27 protein-coding genes and 2 pseudogenes are annotated in these 25,133 nt (G+C 38.4%); 11 read left to right on the top strand and 18 right to left on the bottom strand.

Annotation, left to right across the window (positions count from 1 at the left end; genetic code table 11):
- Positions 1-9: 9 nt before the first annotated feature.
- Positions 10-297 carry a hypothetical protein gene (locus tag HX005_RS14700; protein ID WP_286377923.1) on the bottom strand — a complete coding sequence of 96 codons (288 nt, stop codon included), beginning with the start codon at positions 295-297 and terminating at the stop codon, positions 10-12.
- 161 nt (positions 298-458) lie between these two features.
- Between HX005_RS14700 and HX005_RS14705 the strand changes: the two genes are divergently transcribed.
- The 3 genes from HX005_RS14705 (at position 459) to HX005_RS14715 (ending at position 2,446) form a co-directional block, all read left to right on the top strand.
- A complete protein-coding gene (locus HX005_RS14705) occupies positions 459-923 on the top strand; it encodes an AAA family ATPase (protein ID WP_286377924.1) in 465 nt (154 codons plus the stop codon).
- On the top strand, positions 913-1,683 hold the full coding sequence (locus tag HX005_RS14710) for a tRNA(His) guanylyltransferase Thg1 family protein (RefSeq protein WP_286377925.1): 771 nt from the start codon (positions 913-915) through the stop codon (positions 1,681-1,683). The genes HX005_RS14705 and HX005_RS14710 overlap by 11 nt, the downstream gene beginning before the upstream one ends.
- Before the next feature lie 172 nt (positions 1,684-1,855).
- The gene (locus HX005_RS14715; RefSeq protein WP_286377926.1) at positions 1,856-2,446 is read left to right on the top strand and encodes a DUF4291 domain-containing protein; all 591 of its coding nucleotides are present in this window, start codon (positions 1,856-1,858) and stop codon (positions 2,444-2,446) included.
- A 71-nt stretch (positions 2,447-2,517) separates the two neighbouring features.
- On the opposite strand, the gene HX005_RS14720 is transcribed toward HX005_RS14715, so the two are convergent.
- The 10 genes from HX005_RS14720 to HX005_RS14765 form a co-directional block, all read right to left on the bottom strand.
- The gene (locus HX005_RS14720; protein WP_107008912.1) at positions 2,518-2,937 is read right to left on the bottom strand and encodes a F0F1 ATP synthase subunit epsilon; all 420 of its coding nucleotides are present in this window, start codon (positions 2,935-2,937) and stop codon (positions 2,518-2,520) included.
- A 26-nt stretch (positions 2,938-2,963) separates the two neighbouring features.
- Positions 2,964-4,358: a F0F1 ATP synthase subunit beta gene (gene atpD, locus HX005_RS14725; RefSeq protein WP_286377927.1), complete on the bottom strand. Its 1,395-nt coding sequence runs from the start codon at positions 4,356-4,358 to the stop codon at positions 2,964-2,966.
- A 26-nt stretch (positions 4,359-4,384) separates the two neighbouring features.
- Positions 4,385-5,254, bottom strand: coding sequence for a F0F1 ATP synthase subunit gamma (atpG, locus tag HX005_RS14730; protein WP_286377928.1), 870 nt, complete (start codon positions 5,252-5,254; stop codon positions 4,385-4,387).
- An 88-nt stretch (positions 5,255-5,342) separates the two neighbouring features.
- On the bottom strand, positions 5,343-6,887 hold the full coding sequence (gene atpA / locus HX005_RS14735; protein ID WP_286377929.1) for a F0F1 ATP synthase subunit alpha: 1,545 nt from the start codon (positions 6,885-6,887) through the stop codon (positions 5,343-5,345).
- A 60-nt stretch (positions 6,888-6,947) separates the two neighbouring features.
- Entirely contained in the window at positions 6,948-7,484 is a 537-nt protein-coding gene (locus tag HX005_RS14740; RefSeq protein WP_286377930.1) for a F0F1 ATP synthase subunit delta, read from the bottom strand.
- Positions 7,485-7,495: 11 nt separating this feature from the next.
- Positions 7,496-7,966 (bottom strand): F0F1 ATP synthase subunit B, encoded by a 471-nt coding sequence (locus HX005_RS14745; protein ID WP_107008917.1) that lies wholly within the window; start codon positions 7,964-7,966, stop codon positions 7,496-7,498.
- 38 nt (positions 7,967-8,004) lie between these two features.
- Entirely contained in the window at positions 8,005-8,259 is a 255-nt protein-coding gene (gene atpE / locus HX005_RS14750) for a F0F1 ATP synthase subunit C (protein ID WP_107008918.1), read from the bottom strand.
- 78 nt (positions 8,260-8,337) lie between these two features.
- A complete protein-coding gene (gene atpB / locus HX005_RS14755) occupies positions 8,338-9,213 on the bottom strand; it encodes a F0F1 ATP synthase subunit A (protein ID WP_107008919.1) in 876 nt (291 codons plus the stop codon).
- A 111-nt stretch (positions 9,214-9,324) separates the two neighbouring features.
- Positions 9,325-9,717, bottom strand: a complete 393-nt coding sequence (locus HX005_RS14760) for an ATP synthase subunit I (RefSeq protein ID WP_286377931.1) — start codon at positions 9,715-9,717, stop codon at positions 9,325-9,327.
- A 171-nt stretch (positions 9,718-9,888) separates the two neighbouring features.
- Entirely contained in the window at positions 9,889-10,731 is an 843-nt protein-coding gene (locus tag HX005_RS14765) for a metal ABC transporter substrate-binding protein (protein WP_107008921.1), read from the bottom strand.
- 139 nt (positions 10,732-10,870) lie between these two features.
- Between HX005_RS14765 and HX005_RS14770 the strand changes: the two genes are divergently transcribed.
- Genes HX005_RS14770 through znuB form a run of 3 tightly spaced genes read left to right on the top strand, consistent with a single transcriptional unit; the run spans position 10,871 to position 12,933 of the window.
- Entirely contained in the window at positions 10,871-11,368 is a 498-nt protein-coding gene (locus HX005_RS14770; protein ID WP_107008922.1) for a transcriptional repressor, read from the top strand.
- On the top strand, positions 11,341-12,129 hold the full coding sequence (gene znuC / locus HX005_RS14775) for a zinc ABC transporter ATP-binding protein ZnuC (RefSeq protein WP_107008923.1): 789 nt from the start codon (positions 11,341-11,343) through the stop codon (positions 12,127-12,129). The genes HX005_RS14770 and znuC overlap by 28 nt, the downstream gene beginning before the upstream one ends.
- Positions 12,130-12,132: 3 nt before the next feature.
- Entirely contained in the window at positions 12,133-12,933 is an 801-nt protein-coding gene (gene znuB, locus HX005_RS14780) for a zinc ABC transporter permease subunit ZnuB (RefSeq protein WP_286377932.1), read from the top strand.
- Between the two features lie 537 nt (positions 12,934-13,470).
- Here znuB and HX005_RS14785 read toward each other — a convergent pair.
- A pseudogene (locus HX005_RS14785) lies at positions 13,471-14,091 on the bottom strand (LysE family translocator).
- Positions 14,092-14,254: 163 nt separating this feature from the next.
- Between HX005_RS14785 and HX005_RS14790 the strand changes: the two are divergent.
- Entirely contained in the window at positions 14,255-15,178 is a 924-nt protein-coding gene (locus tag HX005_RS14790) for a Dyp-type peroxidase (RefSeq protein WP_286377933.1), read from the top strand.
- A 53-nt stretch (positions 15,179-15,231) separates the two neighbouring features.
- Here HX005_RS14790 and HX005_RS14795 read toward each other — a convergent pair whose 3' ends face one another.
- The 5 genes from HX005_RS14795 to HX005_RS14815 all read right to left on the bottom strand — a co-directional run bounded on the left by HX005_RS14795 (position 15,232) and on the right by HX005_RS14815 (position 19,014).
- Positions 15,232-15,657 (bottom strand): hypothetical protein, encoded by a 426-nt coding sequence (locus tag HX005_RS14795; protein WP_286377934.1) that lies wholly within the window; start codon positions 15,655-15,657, stop codon positions 15,232-15,234.
- Between the two features lie 120 nt (positions 15,658-15,777).
- Positions 15,778-16,227 (bottom strand): hypothetical protein, encoded by a 450-nt coding sequence (locus tag HX005_RS14800; protein ID WP_286377935.1) that lies wholly within the window; start codon positions 16,225-16,227, stop codon positions 15,778-15,780.
- A gap of 20 nt (positions 16,228-16,247) precedes the next feature.
- Complete coding sequence (locus tag HX005_RS14805) at positions 16,248-16,781, bottom strand: hypothetical protein (RefSeq protein ID WP_286377936.1); 534 nt, start codon at positions 16,779-16,781, stop codon at positions 16,248-16,250.
- Positions 16,782-16,855: 74 nt separating this feature from the next.
- Positions 16,856-18,556, bottom strand: coding sequence for an NAD-dependent malic enzyme (locus HX005_RS14810; RefSeq protein ID WP_286377937.1), 1,701 nt, complete (start codon positions 18,554-18,556; stop codon positions 16,856-16,858).
- Positions 18,557-18,741: 185 nt separating this feature from the next.
- Complete coding sequence (locus HX005_RS14815; RefSeq protein WP_286377938.1) at positions 18,742-19,014, bottom strand: DUF2798 domain-containing protein; 273 nt, start codon at positions 19,012-19,014, stop codon at positions 18,742-18,744.
- Positions 19,015-19,594: 580 nt separating this feature from the next.
- On the opposite strand from HX005_RS14815, the gene argS reads away from it, so the two are divergent.
- Together argS and HX005_RS14825 are read left to right on the top strand one after the other, a co-directional pair.
- Positions 19,595-21,385, top strand: coding sequence for an arginine--tRNA ligase (gene argS / locus HX005_RS14820; RefSeq protein WP_286377939.1), 1,791 nt, complete (start codon positions 19,595-19,597; stop codon positions 21,383-21,385).
- Between the two features lie 101 nt (positions 21,386-21,486).
- Complete coding sequence (locus HX005_RS14825; protein WP_107008933.1) at positions 21,487-22,095, top strand: SPOR domain-containing protein; 609 nt, start codon at positions 21,487-21,489, stop codon at positions 22,093-22,095.
- Between the two features lie 77 nt (positions 22,096-22,172).
- Here HX005_RS14825 and HX005_RS14830 read toward each other — a convergent pair whose 3' ends face one another.
- A complete protein-coding gene (locus HX005_RS14830) occupies positions 22,173-22,823 on the bottom strand; it encodes a response regulator (RefSeq protein WP_107008934.1) in 651 nt (216 codons plus the stop codon).
- Between the two features lie 376 nt (positions 22,824-23,199).
- Here HX005_RS14830 and msuE point away from each other — a divergent pair, with 376 nt between their 5' ends.
- Entirely contained in the window at positions 23,200-23,928 is a 729-nt protein-coding gene (gene msuE / locus HX005_RS14835; RefSeq protein ID WP_107008935.1) for an FMN reductase, read from the top strand.
- A 46-nt stretch (positions 23,929-23,974) separates the two neighbouring features.
- Positions 23,975-25,075, top strand: a pseudogene (gene sfnG, locus HX005_RS14840) (dimethylsulfone monooxygenase SfnG).
- Positions 25,076-25,133 lie beyond the last annotated feature (58 nt).

Raw genomic sequence — 25,133 nt, forward strand, 5'->3', positions numbered from 1 at the left:
AACATCAAATTAGCTTTGGGTTTTATAAGCATTCAGCATTGCTTGTTGAATGACATCTGAGACTTGTCTGGTCTCTACATATAAAAAATCACCCCGATATGTTTCTTGCACAATTTTTTGTACCAAATCATCGACCATTTGCCGACCTTCATTTTGATATAAGTTGACTTCTGTTTGACTTAAATACAAGTACCAACAAGAGACAACAGAGCTCATATCAATAGCAACACTGAGATAATAATGTTCATTATCCTGATAAAGCTCCCAAAAATGGGCTTGTTGTTCAATCATTTTCATGGTGAATATTCTAAAATTTATTTTGATCATTAACATACTGCAAAATAGAACAGCAATGAATGCAACTTTAGCTGTATTCATTTTTGTGCTTAAAATATTGCGCTATATTTATTCAGAAATGCATGTTCTAATCAAAAATATTGAAAATTATCTACTTAAATATGCAACTGATTATTTTTACAGGCTTACAAGCATCTGGTAAATCGACATTTTATAAAGAATATTTTTATAAAACCCACTTACGTCTAAATTTAGACATGCTAAAAACGCGTCATCGTGAAAAAATACTATTTGAAGCCTGTCTTGAAAGTAAAAGTAAATGTGTCATTGATAATACCAACATGAGCCAAATAGATCGTCATCGTTATATTGAAAAAGCGAAAAATGCAGGTTTTCATATTGTGAATTATTATTTTGAAACATCGCTAGATAACGCATTAGAACGCAACCGACAACGATTAGGTAAAGAACGAATTCCTGATCAAGGTGTACTTGCAACAGCTAAAAAATTTGAACTGCCTTCACTTCAGGAAGGTTTTGATGAACTTTATAAAGTTAAAATTATAGAAAATCAGCAATTTTCCATACAACTTTTAGCAATTCGAGAACAACCTCATGAGATTTGATGATTTAGATACTCGCTTACGTGTATATGAAACAGCTTATGATTTTTGTGTACCTCCTGAACAATATATTGTGGTACGGCTTGATGGAAAGGGTTTTACACGATTGACTAAAGAAATTTGGCAATTTGAAGCACCTTTTGACATTCGCTTTAGAGATTTGATGGTCGAAACTACTGCACATTTAATGCAATGCGGTTTCAACATTATTTATGGCTATACACAAAGTGATGAAATTTCACTGCTTTTTCATCTTAAGGATGACAGTTTCAACCGTAAAACACGCAAAATCATCTCTATTCTTGCAGCCGAAGCCAGTGCAAAATTCAGTATTTCACATGGGCAAATGGCAACTTTTGATGCTCGAATTTGTATTTTACCCAATGCAAAAATTGTTGAAGACTATTTTCGTTGGCGACATGAAGATGCTCATCGTAATGCTTTAAATGCACATTGTTATTGGATGTTACGTAAAGAAGGTGAGACTGTTAAAAAAGCAACCCATCAAGTCAAAGGCTTATCTCGCCAAGAAAAGCATGATCTTCTCTTTAGCCGAGATATTAATTTTAATGAATTGCCATCGTGGCAAAAAAGAGGGACTGGTCTATATTGGCAAGAAGTTGAAAAAATAGGATTTAATCCAAAAACAAAACAGCCAACAGTATCGACTCGTCGGCAAATTTTTAAAAACTATGAATTGGCTTTAGGGGATGAGTATAGTCAGTTTATAAAAACACAATTTTTATTGGAGAAAAATGAATAAATTCAAATAATTTTACGAATAGTTAAAACAACTCAATCATCTGATCGAATAGGTTAATCATTTTAAAGTGGCTTATTGCCAATTAATAAAATTTATATTAAAATCAAAACAAGGAATCATCCCTAATGAAAAATTCCTACTAATGTATATAAATAAAATTCGATGGAGAATAATGAATAATTTTAAACAAATACGTGCATTTCAAACTGAAAATACAATTCGCGTTTATCAAGCATACAATCCCGCCCTTGCACAACATGCTGTAAAAAATAACAGTTTTATCAATAATCCATTTTTTAAAGAAAGTCGTATGACTTGGATTAAGCCATCTTATCTATGGATGATGTACCGCTGTGGATGGGGCTATAAAGATGAAGGGCAAAAAAGTATCCTTGCGATTGATATTTCAAAACAAGGCTTTGATTGGGCTTTAGAAAATAGCTGTACAAGTCACAAAGCAGAACATATGGACAATGAAACTTGGCAAAAGTTTAAGGATCAACACCCTGTACGCATTCAATGGGATCCTGAAAGAAATCTATACTTAGAAGCTTTGGACTATCGTGCGATTCAGATTGGTTTAACGGGTGAAGCTGTTCAACATTATATTCAGGATTGGATTGTCAATATCACAGATATTACCCAAGAAGCGCAACATGTGTATCAGTTGGTTTTAGATGAGAAATTGGATGAAGCTACTGCTTTGTTACCTGAAGAAACTCTTTATATTCCAAGTATTAGCAAAGAAGTGGATGAGCTTTAACAATCAAATAAAATTTTTTCTCAAATAAAAAAACCACCCTTTCGGGTGGTTCTTCAATCTCAAACTGCGTCTTATTGAGCGCGGTTTTTGATTTTGCGGATGGTTTCCAACTGAGCAGCAGTTTCTGCAAGAGCAGCCAAAGCAGCAGCAGCGTCCAAATCGCTCTTTTGATTTGCAAGCAAGTTTTCAGCATTTTTACGTGCTTCAATAATTGCAGCTTCATCTAAGTTTTCTGCACGGACAGCAGTATCTGCTAGAACCGTAACAACATGCGGTTGAACTTCAAGTACACCACCAGATACATAGATTAACTCTTCTGTACCGTTCTCAAGCAGAACGCGAATCGCGCCCGGCTTAAGTAAAGTTACCAACGGAGCATGACCAGGCATAATACCCAGTTCACCGCCAGCACCTTTAGCGATTAGCATTGTTACAGTGCCTGAGTACAAAGACTCTTTAACACTGACAACATCACATTGCATCGTAGACATGAGAATCTCCTAAATTAGGGAACTAATTAAAGTTTCTCAGCTTTAGCAATCACTTCGTCAATACCACCAACCATATAGAACGCTTGTTCTGGGATGTGATCGTATTCACCAGCTAGAAGACCTTTAAAGCCACGAATCGTTTCTTTAAGCGGTACAAGTTTACCAGGAGCACCAGTAAATACTTCAGCTACGTGGAACGGTTGAGAGAAGAAACGTTGAATTTTACGCGCACGGTAAACAGTCAATTTGTCTTCTTCAGCCAATTCGTCCATACCAAGAATTGCGATAATGTCTTTCAATTCTTTATAACGTTGAAGAACGTTTTGAACTGAACGAGCGATTTCGTAATGCTCAGCACCTACTACAAGTGGATCTAACTGACGTGAAGTTGAGTCAAGTGGATCGATCGCTGGGTAAATACCACTCGACGCGATGTCACGGCTCAATACAACAGTTGCGTCCAAGTGAGCGAACGTCGTTGCAGGCGATGGATCTGTTAAGTCATCGGCAGGTACATATACCGCTTGGATAGATGTAATCGAACCAGACTTAGTCGAAGTAATACGTTCTTGTAGAACACCCATCTCTTCTGCAAGAGTTGGCTGGTAACCTACAGCAGACGGCATACGACCTAACAATGCTGATACTTCAGTACCCGCAAGTGTATAACGGTAGATGTTATCTACGAACAATAATACGTCACGACCTTTGCCGTTTTCGTCTTTCTCGTCACGGAAATATTCAGCCATCGTCAAACCAGTCAACGCTACGCGTAAACGGTTACCTGGTGGCTCGTTCATCTGACCGTAGACCATTGCTACTTTGTCAAGAACGTTAGAATCTTTCATCTCGTGATAGAAGTCGTTACCTTCACGAGTACGCTCACCAACACCAGCAAACACAGATAAACCTGAGTGAGCTTTCGCGATGTTGTTGATCAATTCCATCATGTTTACGGTTTTACCAACACCCGCACCACCGAACAGACCAACTTTACCACCTTTCGCAAACGGGCAAAGTAAGTCGATGACTTTAATACCAGTTTCCAAAAGGTCAGTAGAAGCTGCTTGTTCAGCATAAGAAGGCGCTTGACGGTGAATCGGTAAACGCGCTTCAGTCGCTACAGGACCAGCTTCGTCGATCGGGCGACCAAGAACGTCCATGATACGACCCAAACATGCTGTACCTACAGGTACAGAGATTGGTGCGTTTGTATTCGTTACGTCCAAACCACGCTTAAGGCCTTCAGTAGAACCCATTGCAATAGTACGAACTACGCCATCACCAAGTTGTTGCTGAACTTCTAAAGTAGTTTCAGTACCGTCAACTTGGAGAGCGTCATAGATCTTAGGAACGTTGTTACGTTCGAACTCGACGTCGATAACCGCGCCGATGATCTGAATGATACGACCGCTACTCATTGCTGTCTCCTCAATTCAAAATAATGTTAAACGGCAGCGGCACCACCAACGATCTCAGAAATTTCCTGAGTAATCGCGGCTTGACGCAGCTTGTTATAAATGAGTTGTAGGCTCTTGATGAGATCACCTGCGTTGTCAGTTGCAGCTTTCATTGCAACCATACGAGCAGACTGCTCACATGCGATGTTTTCAATCACACCTTGGTAAACCATAGACTCGATGTAACGAACCAATAAACCATTTAAAAGCTCTTCAGCTTCTGGTTCATATAGATAATCCCAACCGTATTGACGGTTAAGATTCTCGTTCGTATCAGCAGCTGCTAATGGAACAAGTTGTTCGATTTTTTGGTTTTGAGTCATGGCATTGACAAAGCCGTTTGACACAAGATAAATACGATCTAATTCGCCTTTATCAAATGCGTCCAACATCACCTGTACAGAACCAGTTAACTGTTCAAGACTCGGAGCATCACCTAAATTGGTTGTTGCACCCAGTACTTTACCGCCGTAGTTTTTAAAAAACGAAACCGCTTTTTGACCAATCAAAGCAAATTGAACTTCAATTGACTGCTCTTGTTGCTGTTGTACGTGTTTAACCACTTTTTTGAACAAGTTAATGTTCAAACCACCAGCAAGGCCGCGATCTGAAGAAACAATGATATAGCCAACGCGTTTTACAGGGCGTTCAACCATATAACGATGTTTATATTCAGGATTCGCTTGTACCAAATGAGCAATTACACGGTGCATATTTTCGGCATACGGACGGCCCTGAGCCATGCGCTCTTGCGCACGACGCATCTTAGAAGCTGCTACCATTTGCATCGCGCGAGTAATCTTCTGCGTGCTCTTGATACTAGCTACTTTGGCGCGAATTTCTTTTAAATTTGCCATACGCTTAACCTAGTATTCGAAAGCCCTTTCGAGCTTCCGAAGGTTGATCCGTGAACCAAACCAACACTAAATCCAACAGAAGTTGAAATTAGTAAGTTTGAGTCGCTTTAAAGCTTTCAATACCAGCTTTGAATGCTGCTTCGATATCTTTATCCCAAGCACCAGTCTCGTCAATTTTTTGCATTAACGCAGCATGTTCTGCACGGAAGTAAGCAACTAACGCCGCATCAAATGCAACGATTTTCTTCACTTCTACGTCAGCCATATAGCCTTCGTTAGATGCATAAATTGAAACAGCTTGGTCAGCAATTGAATATGGAGCATATTGTTTTTGCTTCATTAATTCAGTTACACGTTGACCATGTTCAAGTTGCTTACGAGTTGCTTCATCAAGGTCAGAAGCGAACTGAGCAAACGCTGCCAATTCACGGTATTGAGCCAAAGCAGTACGGATACCACCAGACAATTTTTTGATGACCTTAGTTTGCGCTGAACCACCAACACGAGATACAGAGATACCCGCGTTCACTGCAGGACGAATACCTGAGTTGAATAATGATGTTTCAAGGAAAATCTGACCATCTGTAATCGAAATTACGTTTGTTGGTACGAATGCAGATACGTCACCCGCTTGAGTTTCAATGATCGGTAATGCAGTCAAAGAACCAGTTTGGCCTTTAACTTCACCTTTCGTGAATTGCTCAACGTAGTCAGCAGAAACGCGCGAAGCACGTTCAAGAAGACGAGAGTGAAGATAGAATACGTCACCAGGATAAGCTTCACGACCTGGTGGACGACGAAGAAGCAATGAAATTTGACGGTAAGCAACAGCTTGCTTAGACAAATCATCATAAATGATCAATGCATCTTCACCGCGGTCACGGAAGTATTCACCCATTGTACAGCCAGAATACGGAGCAAGGAACAACATTGCTGCTGGATCCGCTGCCGCTGCTGCTACAACAGTTGTATACGCCATAGCACCAGTTTCTTCTAGCTTACGTACCACGTTTGCGATAGTTGATTGCTTTTGACCAACTGCAACGTAAACACATTTAATACCAGAATTCTTCTGAGCGATAATCGCATCGATCGCCATCGCTGTTTTACCAGTTTGACGGTCACCGATGATCAACTCACGCTGACCACGGCCTACAGGAATCATTGTATCAACTGATTTATAACCAGTTTGTACAGGCTCATCCACTGATTGACGCCAAATTACACCAGGTGCAACTTTTTCGACTTTATCAGTCAATTTCGCATCAATTGGACCTTTACCGTCAATTGGATTACCTAAAGCATCTACTACACGGCCTAAAAGTTCTGGACCAACCGGAACTTCTAATACACGACCTGTGCAACGCGCTTTTTGACCTTCTTGAAGGCTTAAGTAGTTACCTAAAACAACGACGCCCACTGAATCCTGTTCTAGGTTCAGTGCCATACCGTATAAGCCGCCGTCGAATTCGATCATTTCACCGTACATTGCATCAGCAAGGCCGTGAATACGCACAATACCGTCGGAAACCATAACAATGGTTCCTTCGTTCTTAGCGGTCGCGCTGGTGTCCAGATCGCCGATACGCTGTTTAATGAGCGCACTGATCTCGGATGGATTCAGTTGTTGCATTGCGCTATACCTCAATCTTTTATTAGTTCAGTCTTCGTCTTATGCAATTATTGTTTACAATTATGCTAAAAGACGAGTACGCATTTTTTCAAGCTTGCTAAGCGCAGAATCATCTATCACTTGGTCGCCTGCACGAATAACAACACCAGCAATAAGTGCTGGATTTACTTCAACTGTAACTTTAACAGCGCTGTTCAAACGTTTTTCTAACGCATGAGCCAACTTCTGTTCTTGTACTGAATCAAGCGGAAAAGCTGATTCAATCACAACATCTACAGTGTTGTTATTTTGCGATTTGAGTTGTTCAAATTCTGCTTCAACTTCAGGTAACAATGTCAAACGACCATTGTCTGCAAGGAGTGTCAAAAAGTTTGACACAGCTGCAGTTTGTTCATTACCTAAAACTTTCGCAAAAAGTGCAACCTGCTCAGCAGGTGTCAACTCAGGGCGATTTAAATAAGCGGAGAATGCTTCATCTTGCACCGCAGCACTGAGCAGTTGTAATGCATTTGACCAAGTGTCAGTTGCATTTTGCTCAGATGCATAAGCAAATGCTGCTTTAGCGTATGGGCGTGCCAACGTCAAGAGTTCAGCCATATTCGCCTCTCTTAAAGTTTAGCAGCCAGCTGATTCAGCATGGCATTATGAGCTTCTGCGTCAACTTGTTGGTTCAGAATTTTCTCTGCACCAGCAACTGCAAGAGCAGCAACTTGTTGACGTAATTCTTCACGAGCAGAATTGATGTCTTGGTCAACAGCATCTTTCGCTTGTTGACGAATACGCTCACCTTCAGCAGATGCTTGAGTACGCGCTTCTTCGACCAATTGTGCCGCACGACGGTTCGCTTGTTCGATCAATTGAGCCGCTTGTGCTTTTGCTGCATCAATTTCTTGCTTTACTTGCGATTGTGCATCAGCAAGATCAGCTTTCGCTTTTTCAGCAGCATTTAAGCCATCAGCAATTTTACGCTGACGCTCACTAATCGCATTGATTAGTGGTGGCCATACAAACTTCATGCAGAATGCGACAAACATCGCAAATGCAATCGCTTGGCCAATCAATGTGAGGTTGATATTCATTGCTATTCCTCAAATAGTTGATTTCGGAATGTAGCGAATTAACCCAATAAGCCGATGAACGGGTTAGCGAAGATGATGAATAAGCCGATACCCACACCGATCATAGGCACAGCATCAAGAAGACCCGCGATTAAGAACATACGAGTTTGAAGTTGTGGAGCTAATTCTGGTTGACGAGCTACAGCTTCAAGGAAGCGACCACCCAAAAGACCAAAACCAATTGCAGTACCTAATGCGCCAAACGCGATTAAAAGAGCAGCTGCGACAGCAGATAAGCCAACTACTAAATCCATGAAACAATCCTCAGAGGTTGAGTTTAAATCAAACAAAAAACTTTAGCCCAACTGCCCTGTTGCAGTTGAGCAAATTAATTAATGCTTTTCGGTAGCCATACTCATATATACGATAGTCAACATCATGAAAATGAATGCTTGTAAGGTAATAATAAGAATATGGAAAATAGCCCAAGGCACAGACAACGCCCATTGGATCCAGAATGGTAATAATGCAATTAGAATGAAGATTAATTCACCTGCATACATGTTACCGAACAGTCGGAGTGCCAATGAGATTGGACGTGCAATAAAGGTTACAAGTTCAAGTAAAATATTTACAGGAATCAGTAACGCTTTCGCAATCGGGTTACTTGGGTTAAATGGGTTAAGTGCAAATTCTGCACCAAAGCCAGCAAGTCCTTTCTCACGAATACTATAGAAAATAGTTAATGCAAATACTGACAACGCCATACCTAAAGTTACGTTAGGGTCAGTAGTTGGAACAATTTTAAAGTAAACATGATGTGGATCTACACCGAGCATAGAACCAATCACTTGTTGAGCTGTATACGGGATAAAGTCAACAGGGATTAAGTCCATTAAGTTCATGAGGAAAATCCACACGAAAATGGTTAATGCCAAAGGTGCAATTAAGCGTGACTTTCCGTGGAAAGTATCACGCACGCTTGAGTCAACAAACTCGATAATCATTTCGATTACAGACTGGAGCTTGCCTGGAATACCAGCATTTGCAGCTTTCGCCACCGTCCAGAACAACAAACAGAAAATCAGACCAAGTCCAATAGACCAACCCATTGAATCCAAGTGAATAGCAGTGAACCCCATCTCTTTGGCTTCAGCAGCAGTCTCAGCCAACTTCCATGTACCATCTGGCATTTTGCCATAGGTCATATTGGTCAAGTGATGCTGAATATACTCAGTCGATGTAAGGGTATGTTCTTCAGCAGCCATAAATCACACCTGGTTAATGTCAAATACTAAATTAGAAATTTAACGAACATCGCGTGCTGCTTGATATCTCGTTAAAGTTCTAAAAAAACTTCATTTTTGTTGCTTCTAAACTTATTTTTGTAAACGTGCTGCCAGAAACGGCGCGAACCACGTCATACACTGAACAAGAATGAAACCACAAAACAATGCAACCGCTGACAATGGCTTCACATTGCTTAGAATTAAAATGAATCCAACAATCACAATCGCAAATTTGCCCATCATGCCCCGATACATGTTCGAAAGAACTTGCTTGGAAGCTCGTGCACCTGCTGCTCGAAACGACTGCCAAGAAAAATAACAACTGGCAAGCCAACAAATAAATGCACCTAATGCTGCACTTAAAGCCGCAGTTGAGTCTTTCAAGACCCACGCTATCAAGGCTGAAACAGGAATCATTGATGCTTGTAAATAGACCAAAGCTTTTGCTAATCGTCGGTCAATCAAGCGACTAGTTCGGCTCATTTTTTATCCACTCACAACACAAATGCTTGACAAGTTTAGCTGATGATCGTTTTTAATCGCAGGCATTATAGAGTTACACCCCTGAACATGCAATCTTTTCCCGACCTTAGTCGTGTTTTTTTCAATATTAGCGTTGCTTTTCATATATACAATTGTTGCTTATTTTTTGCATCATTTCCGTGCATTTAGTACGCAATCTTGTGTTTCTCTTGCTAAAGCTTGCCATGCAACCACAAAATCTTGTTGTTTCGCTAAGGATTCATCAACTGTTTGAAATGAAAGCTCACCTAACTTTTTATATTGACTTGGGCTCGCATTCGCCTCTGCAAGTAAACACATTTTTTTGTAAGGACGTGTATCATTCAAATACTTAATCTGTGCAATAGTGGGTGCAACATGCGGATCATCAGTCATTGCACCTGCAAATTTTAAGTTTAAAGAGCGCTCTAGATATTGATATGCATCATGATATGACCAGTATGGTCGTGTTGCACCTATACCTATATATTTTTGTGATACCAAGAGCATTTCATTTGCAAATTTTTTCGCATTATTCCAATAAGCCGTTTTATTTTCTGGATATTGTTGTGAGCGTAATGCTGCAATAAAGAAACCAATACGTACAGCATTGTTTGGATCAAGCCAAACATGGGTATCAATTGTATTGTTGAGTGCAACGCCGCGCGTATTTCTCAAAGGCAATGCTTGAATAATGCCCGAATCTAAAATCGAAATTGCATTTGCATTTCCTTCCAATGCCTTTTCTAAAGGTGCTTCATGCGCCTTGCCCAACCAAATAACCAATGACGCATCTTTAATGGTCTTACGGTTCATTGGGGTGAGTTGTACATCATGTCCACTTTGGTTATCTAAAAGTAAAACAGGCTCTTCAACTCCTTGTGTTACTTTTTTAGAAATTAAATAGATGGCATGTGTTGAGACTACTAATGGCGATTGTGCCCAAGTTGCACTGATAAATAATGCACTAAAGCACAAAGCAATGAAGCGTTTCATGGAGAGTATTTTACCCAAATAATTTAAATGTTATAATATAACAAAATTTAAAAAAAACCTATGCTATTCGTAACATGATCTGGCTTCATGTTACTATTTGCGATCGTCTTATTATTTTAAACGTCTTTTGAGGTGTGCAATGAACCTATGTTCACACGAGCATCATGATACTTTACATGGCGTACATGACCATAAAAATGTCAAAGCTCGCCTATTAGAAGCAGAAAATATTTGTACTGCTGGCGGTGCTCGTCTCACACCCTTACGTAAAGAGGTTTTAGAATTAATTTTAAATGCGACAGGTCCTGTGGGTGCTTATGACTTATTAGCCAAGTTAAAAGGTACATCTGACCGCCCTGCTGCCCCACCTACTGTATATAGAACTTTAGACTTTTTATTAGAGAAAGGTTTTATTCATCGCTTAACTTCGATTAATTCTTATATTCCTTGTTGCCACCCTCGTGAAGGGCACCAAGCTGCTTTTCTAATTTGCTCGCAATGTCAAACTGTCAAAGAAGCTTCAGCAAAAGGCTTAATTGAACAATTAGATCAGTTGGCTGACTCTGACCATTTTAAAGCCCATCACAGTATTATTGAGATTTCAGGACTATGTCAGCAGTGCTCGAACAAGGTCTAACGCCATCATTGGTTCAATTACAGCAGATTAATGTTCGTATTGATGAGCGTGATATTTTAAAAAATGTCGATTTTTCTTTGCATGAAAAAGAAATTGTCACGCTTATTGGTCCAAATGGTGCGGGTAAATCCACACTCATTAAAGTGTTATTGGGCATTGTTAAACCAAGTTCTGGGCGCATTATCAGTACTAAAAAGCTTAAATTAGCTTATGTACCGCAAAAATTTAATCCTTCACATAGTTTACCTCTACGTGTTAAAGATTTATTAAATTTAGAAAAATGTGATAAAGCAATTAAAGCTGAAATTATCAGAGATACAGGTATTGCACAGCTTAATCATTCGAAAGTGCAACAACTTTCAGGTGGTGAACGTCAGCGTGTTTTATTGGCACGTGCATTATTACGCCAACCTGATGTTTTAGTGCTTGATGAACCGATGCAAGGCTTAGATATTCAATCTGAAGCTGAACTGTATGATTATGTTAGAAGTTTACCTGAACGTTATGGTTGTTCTATTTTAATCGTTTCGCATGATCTGCAATGGGTCATGCAAGGTACTCAACGTGTTGTATGTTTAAATAAGCACATTTGTTGTAGTGGTTTACCTGAAAATATTCAGCAACATCCTGAGTATCAAGCAATTTTTGGAACGAACCGAGTTCTTTATCAACATCATCATGATCATTGTGCGCATGGTGACTCAGCTAAAACCTGTGAACATGATTCTCGTCCACACATTCACCCTGAACCGGAAGCCTAAGCCATGATGGAATGGTTACAACTCCTATTACCTGCATGGATTATGGGAACGTTGTTAGTTTTTCTAACTGCGCCCTTAGGTTGTCTCATGTTGTGGCGTCGTATGTCTTTTTTTGCCGACACAATGGCACATGGTACGCTCTTAGGTGTGGCTTTAGCCGCTGTTGTGAGTTTACCTCTTTGGGTCGGTGTAAGTTTTACTGCAATTTTGTTGGTTGGCGTATTATGGATTTTACATGATCCTCGCTTACCAAATGACGCATTGCTTGCTTTATGCTCTGCAACTCTACTTTGTTCAGGCTTATTGGTTATTCAGCACTTACCTGCCTTGCGTCCTGAATTATTAAGCTATCTTTTTGGTGATTTACTGACAATAGAATGGTCGGACTTGCCTGTATTTGTTGGTATTATTTTTGCAGCATTGCTTGTGTTGTTTAGGCATTGGCAAGCGCAAATTCAAATCGCCATTGACCCTGATATTGCTGTGAGTGAGGGTGTAAATGCTAAATGGCAACGTTTGATTTTTATGTTGTTATTGGCATTATTTACAGTCTTGGCATTACGTGCTGTCGGCTCGTTATTGATGGGGGCATTATTGGTGATCCCCGCTTTGACAGCTCGTCTAGTTTCGCATTCTCCTAAGCAAATGGTCATTGCTGCTTTTATTATTGCTCAACTTGGTGTCAGTATTGGCTTGTGGTCAAGTGCAGGTTTAAACATTTCAACAGGTTTAAGTATTGTTTTAACCATGTCGATTTTGTTTGCTTCAGTATTTACCATTCAGAAAATTAAAAAAATGAGTTAAAAATGTATGATTTTAAATCATTGAACCTGTTTGCAATATTCAATATTGTCTGTTTCATGATTTGTGTATTGATTCATCTGTATAGTTTTTTGAGTTATCTCCCCTTTTCCTTTGAGATTCTCATCAGTTTAGTTTTACCTTTATTTTTAAATACCTTTTGGCTCATTCTGAAGCAGAAAAATAATCAAAATCAGTCTTGGGCTTTTGCAACTTGGTCTAAAAATTTTCAATCTATATTTATAATTTTATTCATTTATGCACTGCTTCAATTTTTTATTTTCTATACACTAGTTGGGAACTTTCGAGTTGAAAAAGCTACCAATACTTATTATCTATTTGAAAGAAATAGTTTTATAACTGAAGTCAGTCAACTTGAATACCAAATCTATCGGGCAAGATCTGCAAGATTGTTAAGTAGTTTTCTGATTTTATTTTTTTCTTTTACAATTTATGCCTCAATCAAAAATTATGATCGACTGAAGTTTTGACACCAAGACCAATTAATCCAGAGCAAAATAACAATTGAAATCTATTCGATCACTGATGCACCAAACTCAACAAAGCTGCGGCACAACTAAATAATATAGCAAAGGTACGATTCATATATTTCTGTTGCTGAGGCGACTTCAATAAGCGTAACACTTTAGCAGCCAAACCCGTGTAAGCTGCCATAACCATCAAATCAATCGTAATCATGGTCACAGCCATCGTCAGATATTGAATCGGTTGTGCCTTGTTTACATCCAAAAACTAAGGTAAAACCGCCAACAAAAATACAATCGCTTTAGGATTACTCATATTAATCAAAAAACCATGCAAAATGACCATAGGAATGGTTTTAGGTTTATTTTCCGATTTAATTTCAATATTCTGAATTGGTGCTCTCCATTGCATATAGGCTAAATAGAGTAAATATAAAACACCGAACCATTTCACCACTAGAAATGCCCAAGGAGTCGTCGCAAATAGTACTCCTACTCCAGCAGCAACAATGCCAATTTGTACCAGCAAAGCCAATTGCAGCCCTAGTGCATTCCAATAACCGCGACGAAAGCCATAATTTAAACCACTTGACATCGATGCGATCGCACGTGCACCGGGTGAAATACTAATCACCCAACACGCAAGCATAAATGCAAACCAAACTTGATAAGACATAAAATTGGGGAGACAATCAGAAAGACGTTATTATAGACATTTCATTGCCTTTTCTCGTGATTTATTTTATCGCTAAAAATATAAGCGAAGCTCTACCGAGATATTTTTCCATCATGCACAATAGATTCATTGCATAAACAATAATTGAGGAGCCATCTTTAAAATGACAGCACAATCTGTAATTTTGCCCCTACCATCAGACCATGCCCGTTTTATTGTTTTACGTTTAAAAGATTTAGCCATCGCTGAATTAAAAGAAAAACTAGATGATCTATTTTCAACACGTGATCGTCTTATCACACAACATCCTGATGCCCAAATTAAAACCGCTGTCGCATTTGGATTAGATCTTTGGCAGCAACTTTATGCTGATACACCTGAAGGTTTTTCTTCTCTTGAAGCAATTGATGGCACTTTTCCAATGCCCGCTGTTCAAGCAGACGTTCTTATTCACTTAGCAAGTGCACGTGCTGATATTTGTTTTGCACTGAGCCAATCCTTTTTTGAAGGTATTCAAGAGCGCGTTGAAGTCTTAGATGAGCGTGTATGTTTCCGTTATTTTGATGGTCGTGATATCACAGGTTTTATTGATGGAACTGAAAATCCACAATTTAAGGATGATCGTGCGGAAACAGCTTTATTAGGTGAAGAGACAGGTATTTTCCAAGATGGTTCGTTTATTTTTGCACAACGATATGCCCACGATTTAGAAAAATGGAAACGCCTTAAAGTTGATGCACAAGAACAAGTTATGGGACGTACTAAGCTTGAGTCAATTGAGCTTGAAGATGACCAAAAACCTGAAAATGCGCATATTGTAAGAACAGTTATTGAAGATGAAGAAGGCGAAGAACTCGAAATCCTACGTCATTCTTTACCTTATGGTGATGGCAAAGGCGATCAAGGATTATTTTTCATTGCCTATACCAAAGACTTAACGCGTATTGATCGTATGTTAGAGCGTATGTTTGGTACGAGTGGTGATGGTGTTCATGACCGTTTACTGCACTTTGTTACACCACTCGATGGTGCTTATTATTTTGCGCCTAGTGAAGATTTATTGGCACAAATTTTAGAAACAGAGTAATACACAAAAAATAAGATCAAAGATTTTCTCGCTTTGATCTTATTTTCATACTTTTAAGGTGCATTAGAATCACGAACATCTAAAGCATCCAGACATTGTTTTTCTATTGGATAAGCAAAAATGCGATGCGCACCTTTTTCAATATAAATTGCATCTTCGTGCAGACCAAAAGCATGTTTTGAAATATCACATTGATAGTCTTTGAGTTGATAAAACTTGACTTGATGACAAATTGGTTCAGCACTTGCTTCATCAAAAGCAAACCATGTTTCAACACTCATCGTTTTACAAAAACTTTCTGCATCTAGTGGCGCTTCTTTTTGTAATATTTTTTCTGAATGCTTGATCTGCTCTACTTTAGTTTCTGTATGTGGTATGACTTTTGACTGCTCATCTCTTGTTCTTTCTGACTGATCATCACACGCCACAATTCCTAAAACCATTACAACAATGAGAGCTAATTTATTGAGTTTTATCATTTAACTTCCGTGATCTTTCCATTCATTGACCATAACTTTCTTAAACTCTGCTTGAGCCGTGCTTTCAGCGTGAAGTATGGGCATACAACAAACAAGCAACTGTTGAGAGCGTATATTTTTTCATTTTCTACTCAAAATTTGTTTTAAGCGACCTATTTCTTGATATTCAATATCTTGAATCCGTATACAATTGTTTTCCATCCGCATTTTAAAATTGAGGATTTGTTCGCCCACTTTTAGTTTTGCCTGATGCTCGTTCGCTGCTAAAACACGAATCGCCACATCATCAGCCACATCTTGTGAATTACTTAAAATATTAAAGTCCAAATTGCATTGCCCATGTACTTTTGCCGCACATTTTTGCTCGCGTAACAAAAGCTGCACCAGATGGCTATCAAAATACTGACGCAACACTTGTCGACTTGCACCTGCAAGATCTTTCGTTGATTGCACAGGATAATCTCGATACAGTTCAGAAATCAGATCACGGCTCGTTTGTACACAATACATCGTTTTTGCTGAAGCATGCATACTACTCAGCAATAAAAATAACCCTAAATACTTTTTCATTTTACGGGAATGGTCTCTGTTTATTTATTTCTATCTTCATAAGAATAATGGGTTAAGTCTATCTTTCTTTGGAAAAGATTTTGGATCAAAATATTTGATAATTTCGGATTATTTCCCAAAGCAGCACATTTCAAGTCAACTCCATGTTGATTTGCTGTTGCTGTCGGGATAAATTTATCATCTACAAAAGAGTATTTACCTAAATCTCTAAAAAACCCATACAGGTTATTGTTCGAATCTCGAATCACATATAAATCACTCAAATCATTTTTATAATAAGCTTGATATAAAATATATTTTTGCTGTCCCACTTGGATCGCATCACACTCATCAGTTGCCATCCACTGACCATTTTTCGGCTTCAAATTCATCTTTTTGAGCAATGCAATCACTTTGGCGTCATCCCAAATATAAGCACATTGCTGACGTTTAAGTGTTTTGATTTGAACTGTATTTTTTTGTTCCTCTTGCCATTGTTTTTCACATACATTTGCATGAGTGAGTGTTGTAGATATTAAAAAACAACTTAAAAAGCCAAAGATTATTTTTTTCATTGTTAGATCACTTAAAATATAAAAAATGGAGCCTCATTAGACTCCATTTTATGTAATTTTACTGAAAATTTAAATTAGAAAGGAACGCGTTTATAACGGCGATATTCAGGCTTCCAGAAATTATTTTCAATATTTTGCTGCAATTGCTCATCACTAATTGCAGGAGCAACACCATCTGCAATCGCAGCTTGAGCCACTTTAAAAGCAATGATTTTAGATACGCTTTGCAACTCATCTAAATCAGGTAATAAATCTGCTTCAATATCATGTAGTTTTGGCGAACAATCTGCCAAAGCATTACTTGAAGCCATCAACATATTATCTGTTACACGGGTTGCTTGTACTGCCACGATTCCCAAACCAATGCCAGGGAAAATGTACGAGTTATTACATTGTGAAATATTAAAAATCTTGCCTTGATAATTGACTGGAGTAAATGGACTACCTGTTGCAATTAATGCACGCCCTTCTGTCCATTCAATAATATCTGAAGGTACAGCTTCTACACGAGAAGTCGGATTTGACAATGGTAAAACAATCGGATGCTCGCAATTGGCAGCCAAAGTGCGAATAATTTCTTCAGTAAATAAACCAGGTTGCCCAGATACACCAATGAGAACTGTTGGCTTGGCATTTTTAACGACATCAAGTAAAGAAATGACTTCCTCAGCATTGCCCCAATGTGCAACCTCATCCGTTTTTTGCGCTAACTTACGCTGAAAATCAAGAAGATTTGGCTGATTTTCAGTAATTAAACCAAAGCGATCAACCATAAAGACACGCGCTCGAGCCTCAGTGTCAGTTAAACCTTCTGCAATCATTTGCGCTACAATTTGCTCAGCAATACCACACCCTGCTGAACCTGCACCTAAAAATGCAACTTTCTGATCCTTAAGCTGCTTGCCTGCTGCACGACTTGCTGCAATTAAGCTACCAACAGAAACTGCGGCTGTACCTTGAATATCATCATTAAAACAACAAATTTGATTACGATATTTTTCAAGTAAAGGCATCGCATTTTTTTGAGCAAAGTCTTCAAACTGAATCAATGCTTTTGGCCAACGACGCTGAATAGCAGCAATCACTTCATCAACAAAGTGATAATATTCTTCGCCACTAATTCGAGGTTGGTTCCAACCTAAATAAATTGGATCATTCAATAATTGTTGATTATTTGTTCCAACATCTAAAGTAATTGGCAGAGTATAAGCAGGACTAATACCACCACATGCGGTATACAAGGATAGCTTACCGATTGGAATCCCCATTCCACCAATACCTTGGTCACCTAAACCTAAAATCCGTTCACCATCAGTGATCACAATCACTTTGACATTCTTTTTATTTACATTATGTAAAATGTCATCAATATTTTCACGATCAGGATAAGAAATAAATGTGCCACGATGACGACGATAAATATCTGAAAAACGTTGGCAAGCCTCACCAACGGTTGGCGTATAAATGATTGGCATCATTTCGCTTAAATGATTTTCTATCAGGTGATAAAACAGGGTCTCATTGGTGTCCTGAATATTTCTTAAATAAATATGTTTGTTAATCGCATCATTAAAATCACAATATTGTTGATAAGAGCGCTGACTTTGCTCTTCTATTGTTTCAATAACATGCGGAATTAAGCCATACAGATTGAAGTCTTTGCGTTCTTCTTCGGTAAAGGCTGAACCTTTATTCAAAAGGGGAAGCTCAAGTAAAGTATTCCCTGCATAGGGTGTATATAACGGTTTTTTAGCTTTCAAGTTTTCTGCGGTCATATCCCATCTCATTATGTGTAGATTTAGATGTAAATCTAGACAAAAATAGTAGAGTTTCATCTATATCGGGCTATAGATTAGCCCTTTTTTAGGGCTTTGGGGTATTTAGCAAATTTATAATGATATTAAATAGATTTAGACATTTAATAGAGCTTAAAAAACAATAGATCAGCTTATTTCGATGCTTAAGGTGGCGACATATCTACAAATAAAGCGGTTATTTTTTTCACAATTGGTAATATGATCAGTACCATAGGATATGCAACCAACCAAGATAACATCCAAGCAGATAAGAAAATTGAAAATAAATTTTCAGTCCAGCCTAAGTTCTTTACAGTATTTATCAATGAAATGATACCACTCATTAATCCAGATAAAAATAAAGGTAAAATCCAAGCAGCGTATTTAGCTGGAAGCTTAGGAATATTGCCAACAATCATGGCTGGTTTATGATGCATAATAGACAACGACAGACTTTCATTTTAAAGCGTCACACCATAATTGAAACTCAGCTTTTTTAAAAGCTTTTGCGTTATATTGATACGTTAAACAATTATTGTTTTGGCGATGTTTCAAAAGTATGCTGAGCAGTTTCACACCAATTTGTAGTACATCTTATCCAAAATTAAAAATTAACGTGGTGGTGCTATCGCAGGGCGACATGGATGTCGCCGTTGGACAAGGGCGGATATCTTGCGAAGCTTAGCTTCTCATGTCCAACAAAGGATTTTTGTTACTTTTTATCCTTAAAAAGTAAGGCATCGCCTACGAAAAGAAGTACAAACTTTGTAATATAAATGAGGCTGTACTTGAATATTTTTTTCATTCATTTCAGTATCATCATAATCAGTACACAATTTAGAACACCTCCTTATTTTTTTATATTTTGACCACATCAAACACTTAGCTAAAGCGTACAGACTTCATTCATCAAGTTATTCATCACTCTTTGATGAATCCATACAAATGGTTTTACCTAAAGACGCGGAAATTTGCTATATTCGTTGTTTTTCTGCGACATTTATTTTTCGACTGATTATGAATACGGCAATCCAAGCAGCTCTCGATCATGCGGTACAAGCCCTTCAAGCTGAAGGCGTACTTCCTTCCGACTGGAACAACACAGGTCATTTGACCCGAACTAAAGACCGAAGCCATGGTGACTTTGCGTCAAATATCGCAATGATCAGTTCTAAGGCTGCGGGAATGAAACCTCGTGATCTTGCAGAAAAAATTTTAGCGAACTTACCTGAAGTTGCAGATATCAGCAAAGCTGAAATTGCAGGTCCTGGCTTTATCAATTTCTTTTTAAATGCAGATCAACGTTTTGCAATTCTTGATCGCATTCAAGCTCAAAAAGACCAATTTGGTAAAACCCAAGCAAATGCTGCAAAAAAAATCCAAATCGAATTTGTTTCAGCCAACCCGACTTCAAGTCTACATGTGGGTCATGGTCGTGGTGCAGCCTACGGTATGACTGTTGCAAATTTACTTGAAGCAACAGGTGCTACAGTTGACCGTGAATATTATGTCAATGACGCAGGTCGTCAGATGGATATTCTCGCAACTTCAACTTATTTACGTTACCTTGAGCTAACAGGGCAAACTTTGGTTTTCCCTAAAAATGCTTATCAGGGTGACTATGTCAAAGAAATTGCTCAGAGCATTATTGATCAAGATGCTGATGCATATGTACGCCCTGTTGCTGACATTTATCAGGATGTTCCTGAAGATGTGCAATATGCTGAAGAACTCGATGCAGACGGCAACAAAGTGATCCTTTCAGGTGATAAAGAAAAACACATTGATGGCTTAATCCACAATTCACAAAATGCGTTGGGTGAAGGTTATCGTGTTTTCCATCAGGCGGCTTTACATGCCATTTTGGATGACATTAAAGATGACCTTGGCGAGTTTGGTGTCACTTTCGACCAATGGTTCAGTGAAGCATCATTGACTGAAAAAATTGATGAAGCCTTACAAACTCTTGATCAACGTGGCTTCCTCTATGAAAAAGACGGTAACATCTGGTTTAAATCGACTGAATTTGGCGATGAAAAAGACCGTGTGGTTAAACGTCGTAATGGTCAAACCACTTATTTTGCGTCTGACATTGCATATCATTTAAATAAATTACAACGTGGCTATACCGAAATTATTGATATCTGGGGTTCAGACCACCACGGTTATATTTCTCGTGTAAAAGCTGCGATTGATGCAATGGGCTATGACTCGAAAAAACTGACCGTATTATTGGTTCAATTTGTCAGCCTATGGCGTAGCGGTGAAATGGTGCAAATGTCATCTCGTTCAGGTCAGTTTGTAACTTTACGTGATTTGCGTAAAGAAGTTGGCAATGACGCTGCTCGTTTTTATTACGTCATGCGTAAGTCTGAACAACATATTGACTTTGACTTAGATCTTGCTGTTTCACAAAGCAAAGACAATGCGGTGTATTACATTCAATATGCACATGCACGTATTTGTCGTATGCTAGAAAAAGCGGCTGCAACTGGTATCAATTTTGATACAGTAAATGCACGTCAATTTGCTGCAAAATTAGAACTAGACGCAGAAACAGAAATTTTAGCAAAACTCGCAGCTTATCCAGAAATTGTGATTCGTGCTGCGAACAATTATGAACCACATCAAGTGGGGAATTATTTAAAAGAACTCGCTGCTTTATTCCATGGTTGGTACAACGAACATAAAGTATTAGGTGATGATGCTGAATTAACTCAAGCACGTTTATTACTTTCTCAAAATGTTCAACAAGTTATACATAATGGTTTAGAGCTTCTTGGTGTTTCTGCACCAGAGACAATGTAAAGTAGCCATCTATTTTCAAAATCTATTGAGTATCGTTCACCGTAGCGGTACTCAAAGACGTTGTCACATATAACGTTACTATTTAGTAAGAGGAATTCCACGTGTTTGGAAAAACGCAACGCGGCGTGTCTGAACGACCAAATAAGCCTAAAAAGCCCTTAGTTCCAAAATGGCTAGGGATGCTTGTGGTTATTTTAATCGTGCTCAGTTTTGGTGTAGCACTTATGCTCTGGAAACCGTGGGCTCCTGTAAAAACACGTAGTAATGAAGTCACTTCTGAGCATTATCAAGAAGATACCAATAAAGACTACCGTTTTTATGACCTTTTACCAAATCAACAAGTAACGCCTATTCCCGATCAGGCTGTACCTGAAACTCGTGTTCAAAGTCAAACTGTGATTGTAGAAGCACCTGAAAAACCTGCTACAAATGAGGTGAATACGGGTTTAGATGTATCTGAACAAGCACCTGCACCAACAGCACCTGAATATATTTTACAAGTACGTAGCTACCCAGACCCAGATAGTGCTGACGCACGTCGTGCTGAAATCATTTTGAATGGCTTATCCGCAGATGTCGTTCAAGCGACTGAAGGAAATCAAACTTGGTATCGTGTTATTTCAGGACCTTATGAATCACAAAATGCTGCCGTGATTGCACAGCAAACCTTGCAACATAGTGGTATTGATTCAATTGTTGTGAAGCGTTAAAAGTACCTCTTTATAATCAAAAAAATGGATGCTCAAGCATCCATTTTTTATCACATCTATTTTTATGAGATATCGTTTTAAACTTTCTTTTCTTCAATATTTAAAGCACTGATCGCCAATACTGCTTGGGTACGATTTTGCACGCCCAATTTACGGAAAATCGCAGTGACATGCGCTTTAATGGTTGCTTCAGAAACTTCCAGTTCATACGCAATTTGTTTATTTAACAAACCTTCCGCGACCATCATCAAGACACGGAACTGCTGCGGCGTTAATGACTGAATTCGTTCAGCTAAGGCTGCTTCATCTGCTGCACGTGGATCAAAACTCATATTGGCAGGTAAATTTGGTGGTAACCAAATTTCGCCCTCTAATACTTGACGAATTGCTTCACCAATATGGCTCGGATGCGCTGATTTAGGAATATACCCCATAGCACCATGCGCAATTGCACGTTGAATAATTGAAGTTTCTTCATGTGCTGAAACAACAATGATTGGCAGTAATGGATATTGCGCTCGTACATGTACTAGTGCAGAGAACCCAGATGCACCAGGTAAATTTAAATCCAATAAAACTAAATCAGGTTCAGGACCATTTTCTAAACGCTCATAAAATTCATTTACTGCAGCAGTTTCATGAATCTGAGCTTGCGGCAAACTATAACGTACCGCTTGAATTAGAGCATGGCGAAACAGTGGATGATCATCAACGATTAAAATATTCATAAGCGAAGCGAGAGCTCTCTAGCACAGTCTTTCATTCTAACCGCACTCTTGCTGTTAAAGATAATTAAATATAACGAATTTTTAACTGTTTTGTCGTTTTAAACGAAAATTCCCTACAAATTTTATGTTATTTATCATTTTTTGTATTTCATTATCGTTTTTAAATATAAATTAAATACTTAAAGTTGCTTTGCTTATCATCTAAAAAACTATCTATGCATATCAGTCAGTTAATATTTAAAACCTTCGATAAAATGTTTATTTTTTATTATATATAAAATTATGATAAACAATATGTTTTTGCTTATTTTACAGACTTAAACAAAGATTGATTCAATAAGAATTATTCCGAGATTAAAAATTTTAGGTCGTTAAAATGTCATTAAGCCCGCAGAAACCCTTAAATATTGTCGCTGTATCAGGTGGTTTGAATAATCCATCAAAAACAGAAAGTTTAGTCCAAGCAATTTTAAATGAGCTCAGTGAAGCAACGCCTATTAATGTACATTTCATTAAATTTAGTGAAATTGCACATCTACTAGGAGGTGCAATTTACCGTAATCAACTTCCGCAACGGGTACAAGATGATCTTGCTGCCGTTGAAGCCGCTGATGCACTCATTGTTGGTACACCTGTTTATCGAGCGTCTTTCACAGGATTATTTAAGCATTTTTTTGATTTTGTAGAACAAACTGCTTTAGTTGATGTACCTGTTTTATTGGCAGCATCAGGTGGTAGTGACCGTCATGCACTGGTACTTGAACATCAACTGCGCCCATTGTTTAGTTTTTTTCAAGCACAAACTTTGCCTATTGGCGTTTATGCCACGGATCGCGACTTTACACCTGAATACACCATTCATAGTGAATTATTACGTGATCGTATCACCTTAGCAATTGCACGTGCCTTACCAATTTTAGAATGGGCACCTGCTAAAGGGCAACGTGCAAATGTCATTAAAGAAAAGTCTCAACAAGCAGCACAAAATCTTGGTATTAATAAACAAATTGAACAAGAGGATGTATTACCATCCGCAGCAGTGCCAAGCCTAGATGCTGCTGAAGCTCGACTTCATCATAAAAAGCCAAAAACACAAGTGGCTTAAATCTATTATTAAAAATTTAAGTATTAAAAATGCGAGGGCAAGCAACATGTCAAAAAATCAAAATATCACGTTTGCTTACTGGGTACCTAATGTAAGTGGCGGTTTAGTGGTCAGTAATATTGAACAACGTACAGATTGGAGCTATGAATACAATGTACGTTTGGCACAAGCCGCTGAAAAAAGTGGTTTTGAATATGCACTCACACAAATTCGTTTTACAGCAGGTTATAACGCTGAAAATCAACATGAGTCTGTCAGCTTTAGTCATGCAATTTTAGCAAAAACAGAAAAACTCAAAGTGATCGCGGCTATTTTACCTGGTCCATGGAAACCTGCGCTTGCCGCTAAACAATTAGCAACGATTGATCATCTCACAAATGGGCGTATTGCCATTAATGTGGTCAGTGGTTGGTTTAGAGGTGAGTTTGATGCCATTGGTGAGCCTTGACCCGAGCATGATGAGCGCTATGTGCGCTCAGAAGAATTTATTCGTACCTTAAAAGGAATTTGGACAACCAATAATTATAGTTTTGATGGTAAATATTATCAGTTTAAAGACTACACGCTTTCACCAAAACCTGTTCAAAAACCACATATTGAGATTTTTCAAGGCGGAAGTTCTCGTGCTGCGCGAGATATGGCATCTCGTGTATCAGATTGGTACTTTACCAATGGAAATAGCCCAGAAGAACTGAAAAAGCAAATCGATGATATCCGTGAAAAAGCGAAATTAAATGGTCATCATGTCAAAATTGGTGTGAATGCTTTTATTATTGCTCGTGATACAGAAGAAGAAGCTCAAGCTGTTTTACAAGAAATTATTGATAAAGCAAATGTTGAAGCTGTTCATGCCTTTGGCGATGCAACACGTGAGGCAGGTGCGGCATCTAAAGAAGGTGAAGGCAACTGGGCAAAATCTACTTTTGAAGATTTAGTCCAATACAATGATGGCTTTAAAACCAACTTAATTGGAACTCCGCAACAAATTGCTGAACGTATTCTTGAGCTGAAAAATGTCGGTGTTGATTTAGTGCTTTCAGGTTTTTTACACTTCATTGAAGAAGTTGAATATTTTGGTGAAAAAGTATTGCCTTTGGTTCGTGAACTAGAAGCCAATCAACAAACGATTACTGCTAAATCTGCATAAAACACATGATATTAGTCTTAAAAAGTTGATCCACTTTCCCTCTTGACTCGGCTTGAGG

Source organism: Acinetobacter sp. R933-2, from assembly GCF_030325485.1.
Lineage (GTDB): Bacteria > Pseudomonadota > Gammaproteobacteria > Pseudomonadales > Moraxellaceae > Acinetobacter > Acinetobacter sichuanensis.

Excerpts from the sequence above, each read along its gene's own strand:
- HX005_RS14700 (WP_286377923.1), bottom strand. The coding sequence starts at position 297 with ATGAAAATGATTGAACAACAAGCCCATTTTTGGGAGCTTTATCAGGAT.
- HX005_RS14705 (WP_286377924.1), top strand. The coding sequence starts at position 459 with ATGCAACTGATTATTTTTACAGGCTTACAAGCATCTGGTAAATCGACA.
- HX005_RS14710 (WP_286377925.1), top strand. The coding sequence starts at position 913 with ATGAGATTTGATGATTTAGATACTCGCTTACGTGTATATGAAACAGCT.
- HX005_RS14715 (WP_286377926.1), top strand. The coding sequence starts at position 1,856 with ATGAATAATTTTAAACAAATACGTGCATTTCAAACTGAAAATACAATT.
- HX005_RS14720 (WP_107008912.1), bottom strand. The coding sequence starts at position 2,937 with ATGTCTACGATGCAATGTGATGTTGTCAGTGTTAAAGAGTCTTTGTAC.
- atpD (WP_286377927.1), bottom strand. The coding sequence starts at position 4,358 with ATGAGTAGCGGTCGTATCATTCAGATCATCGGCGCGGTTATCGACGTC.
- atpG (WP_286377928.1), bottom strand. The coding sequence starts at position 5,254 with ATGGCAAATTTAAAAGAAATTCGCGCCAAAGTAGCTAGTATCAAGAGC.
- atpA (WP_286377929.1), bottom strand. The coding sequence starts at position 6,887 with ATGCAACAACTGAATCCATCCGAGATCAGTGCGCTCATTAAACAGCGT.
- HX005_RS14740 (WP_286377930.1), bottom strand. The coding sequence starts at position 7,484 with ATGGCTGAACTCTTGACGTTGGCACGCCCATACGCTAAAGCAGCATTT.
- HX005_RS14745 (WP_107008917.1), bottom strand. The coding sequence starts at position 7,966 with ATGAATATCAACCTCACATTGATTGGCCAAGCGATTGCATTTGCGATG.
- atpE (WP_107008918.1), bottom strand. The coding sequence starts at position 8,259 with ATGGATTTAGTAGTTGGCTTATCTGCTGTCGCAGCTGCTCTTTTAATC.
- atpB (WP_107008919.1), bottom strand. The coding sequence starts at position 9,213 with ATGGCTGCTGAAGAACATACCCTTACATCGACTGAGTATATTCAGCAT.
- HX005_RS14760 (WP_286377931.1), bottom strand. The coding sequence starts at position 9,717 with ATGAGCCGAACTAGTCGCTTGATTGACCGACGATTAGCAAAAGCTTTG.
- HX005_RS14765 (WP_107008921.1), bottom strand. The coding sequence starts at position 10,731 with ATGAAACGCTTCATTGCTTTGTGCTTTAGTGCATTATTTATCAGTGCA.
- HX005_RS14770 (WP_107008922.1), top strand. The coding sequence starts at position 10,871 with ATGAACCTATGTTCACACGAGCATCATGATACTTTACATGGCGTACAT.
- znuC (WP_107008923.1), top strand. The coding sequence starts at position 11,341 with ATGTCAGCAGTGCTCGAACAAGGTCTAACGCCATCATTGGTTCAATTA.
- znuB (WP_286377932.1), top strand. The coding sequence starts at position 12,133 with ATGATGGAATGGTTACAACTCCTATTACCTGCATGGATTATGGGAACG.
- HX005_RS14790 (WP_286377933.1), top strand. The coding sequence starts at position 14,255 with ATGACAGCACAATCTGTAATTTTGCCCCTACCATCAGACCATGCCCGT.
- HX005_RS14795 (WP_286377934.1), bottom strand. The coding sequence starts at position 15,657 with ATGATAAAACTCAATAAATTAGCTCTCATTGTTGTAATGGTTTTAGGA.
- HX005_RS14800 (WP_286377935.1), bottom strand. The coding sequence starts at position 16,227 with ATGAAAAAGTATTTAGGGTTATTTTTATTGCTGAGTAGTATGCATGCT.
- HX005_RS14805 (WP_286377936.1), bottom strand. The coding sequence starts at position 16,781 with ATGAAAAAAATAATCTTTGGCTTTTTAAGTTGTTTTTTAATATCTACA.
- HX005_RS14810 (WP_286377937.1), bottom strand. The coding sequence starts at position 18,556 with ATGACCGCAGAAAACTTGAAAGCTAAAAAACCGTTATATACACCCTAT.
- HX005_RS14815 (WP_286377938.1), bottom strand. The coding sequence starts at position 19,014 with ATGCATCATAAACCAGCCATGATTGTTGGCAATATTCCTAAGCTTCCA.
- argS (WP_286377939.1), top strand. The coding sequence starts at position 19,595 with ATGAATACGGCAATCCAAGCAGCTCTCGATCATGCGGTACAAGCCCTT.
- HX005_RS14830 (WP_107008934.1), bottom strand. The coding sequence starts at position 22,823 with ATGAATATTTTAATCGTTGATGATCATCCACTGTTTCGCCATGCTCTA.
- msuE (WP_107008935.1), top strand. The coding sequence starts at position 23,200 with ATGTCATTAAGCCCGCAGAAACCCTTAAATATTGTCGCTGTATCAGGT.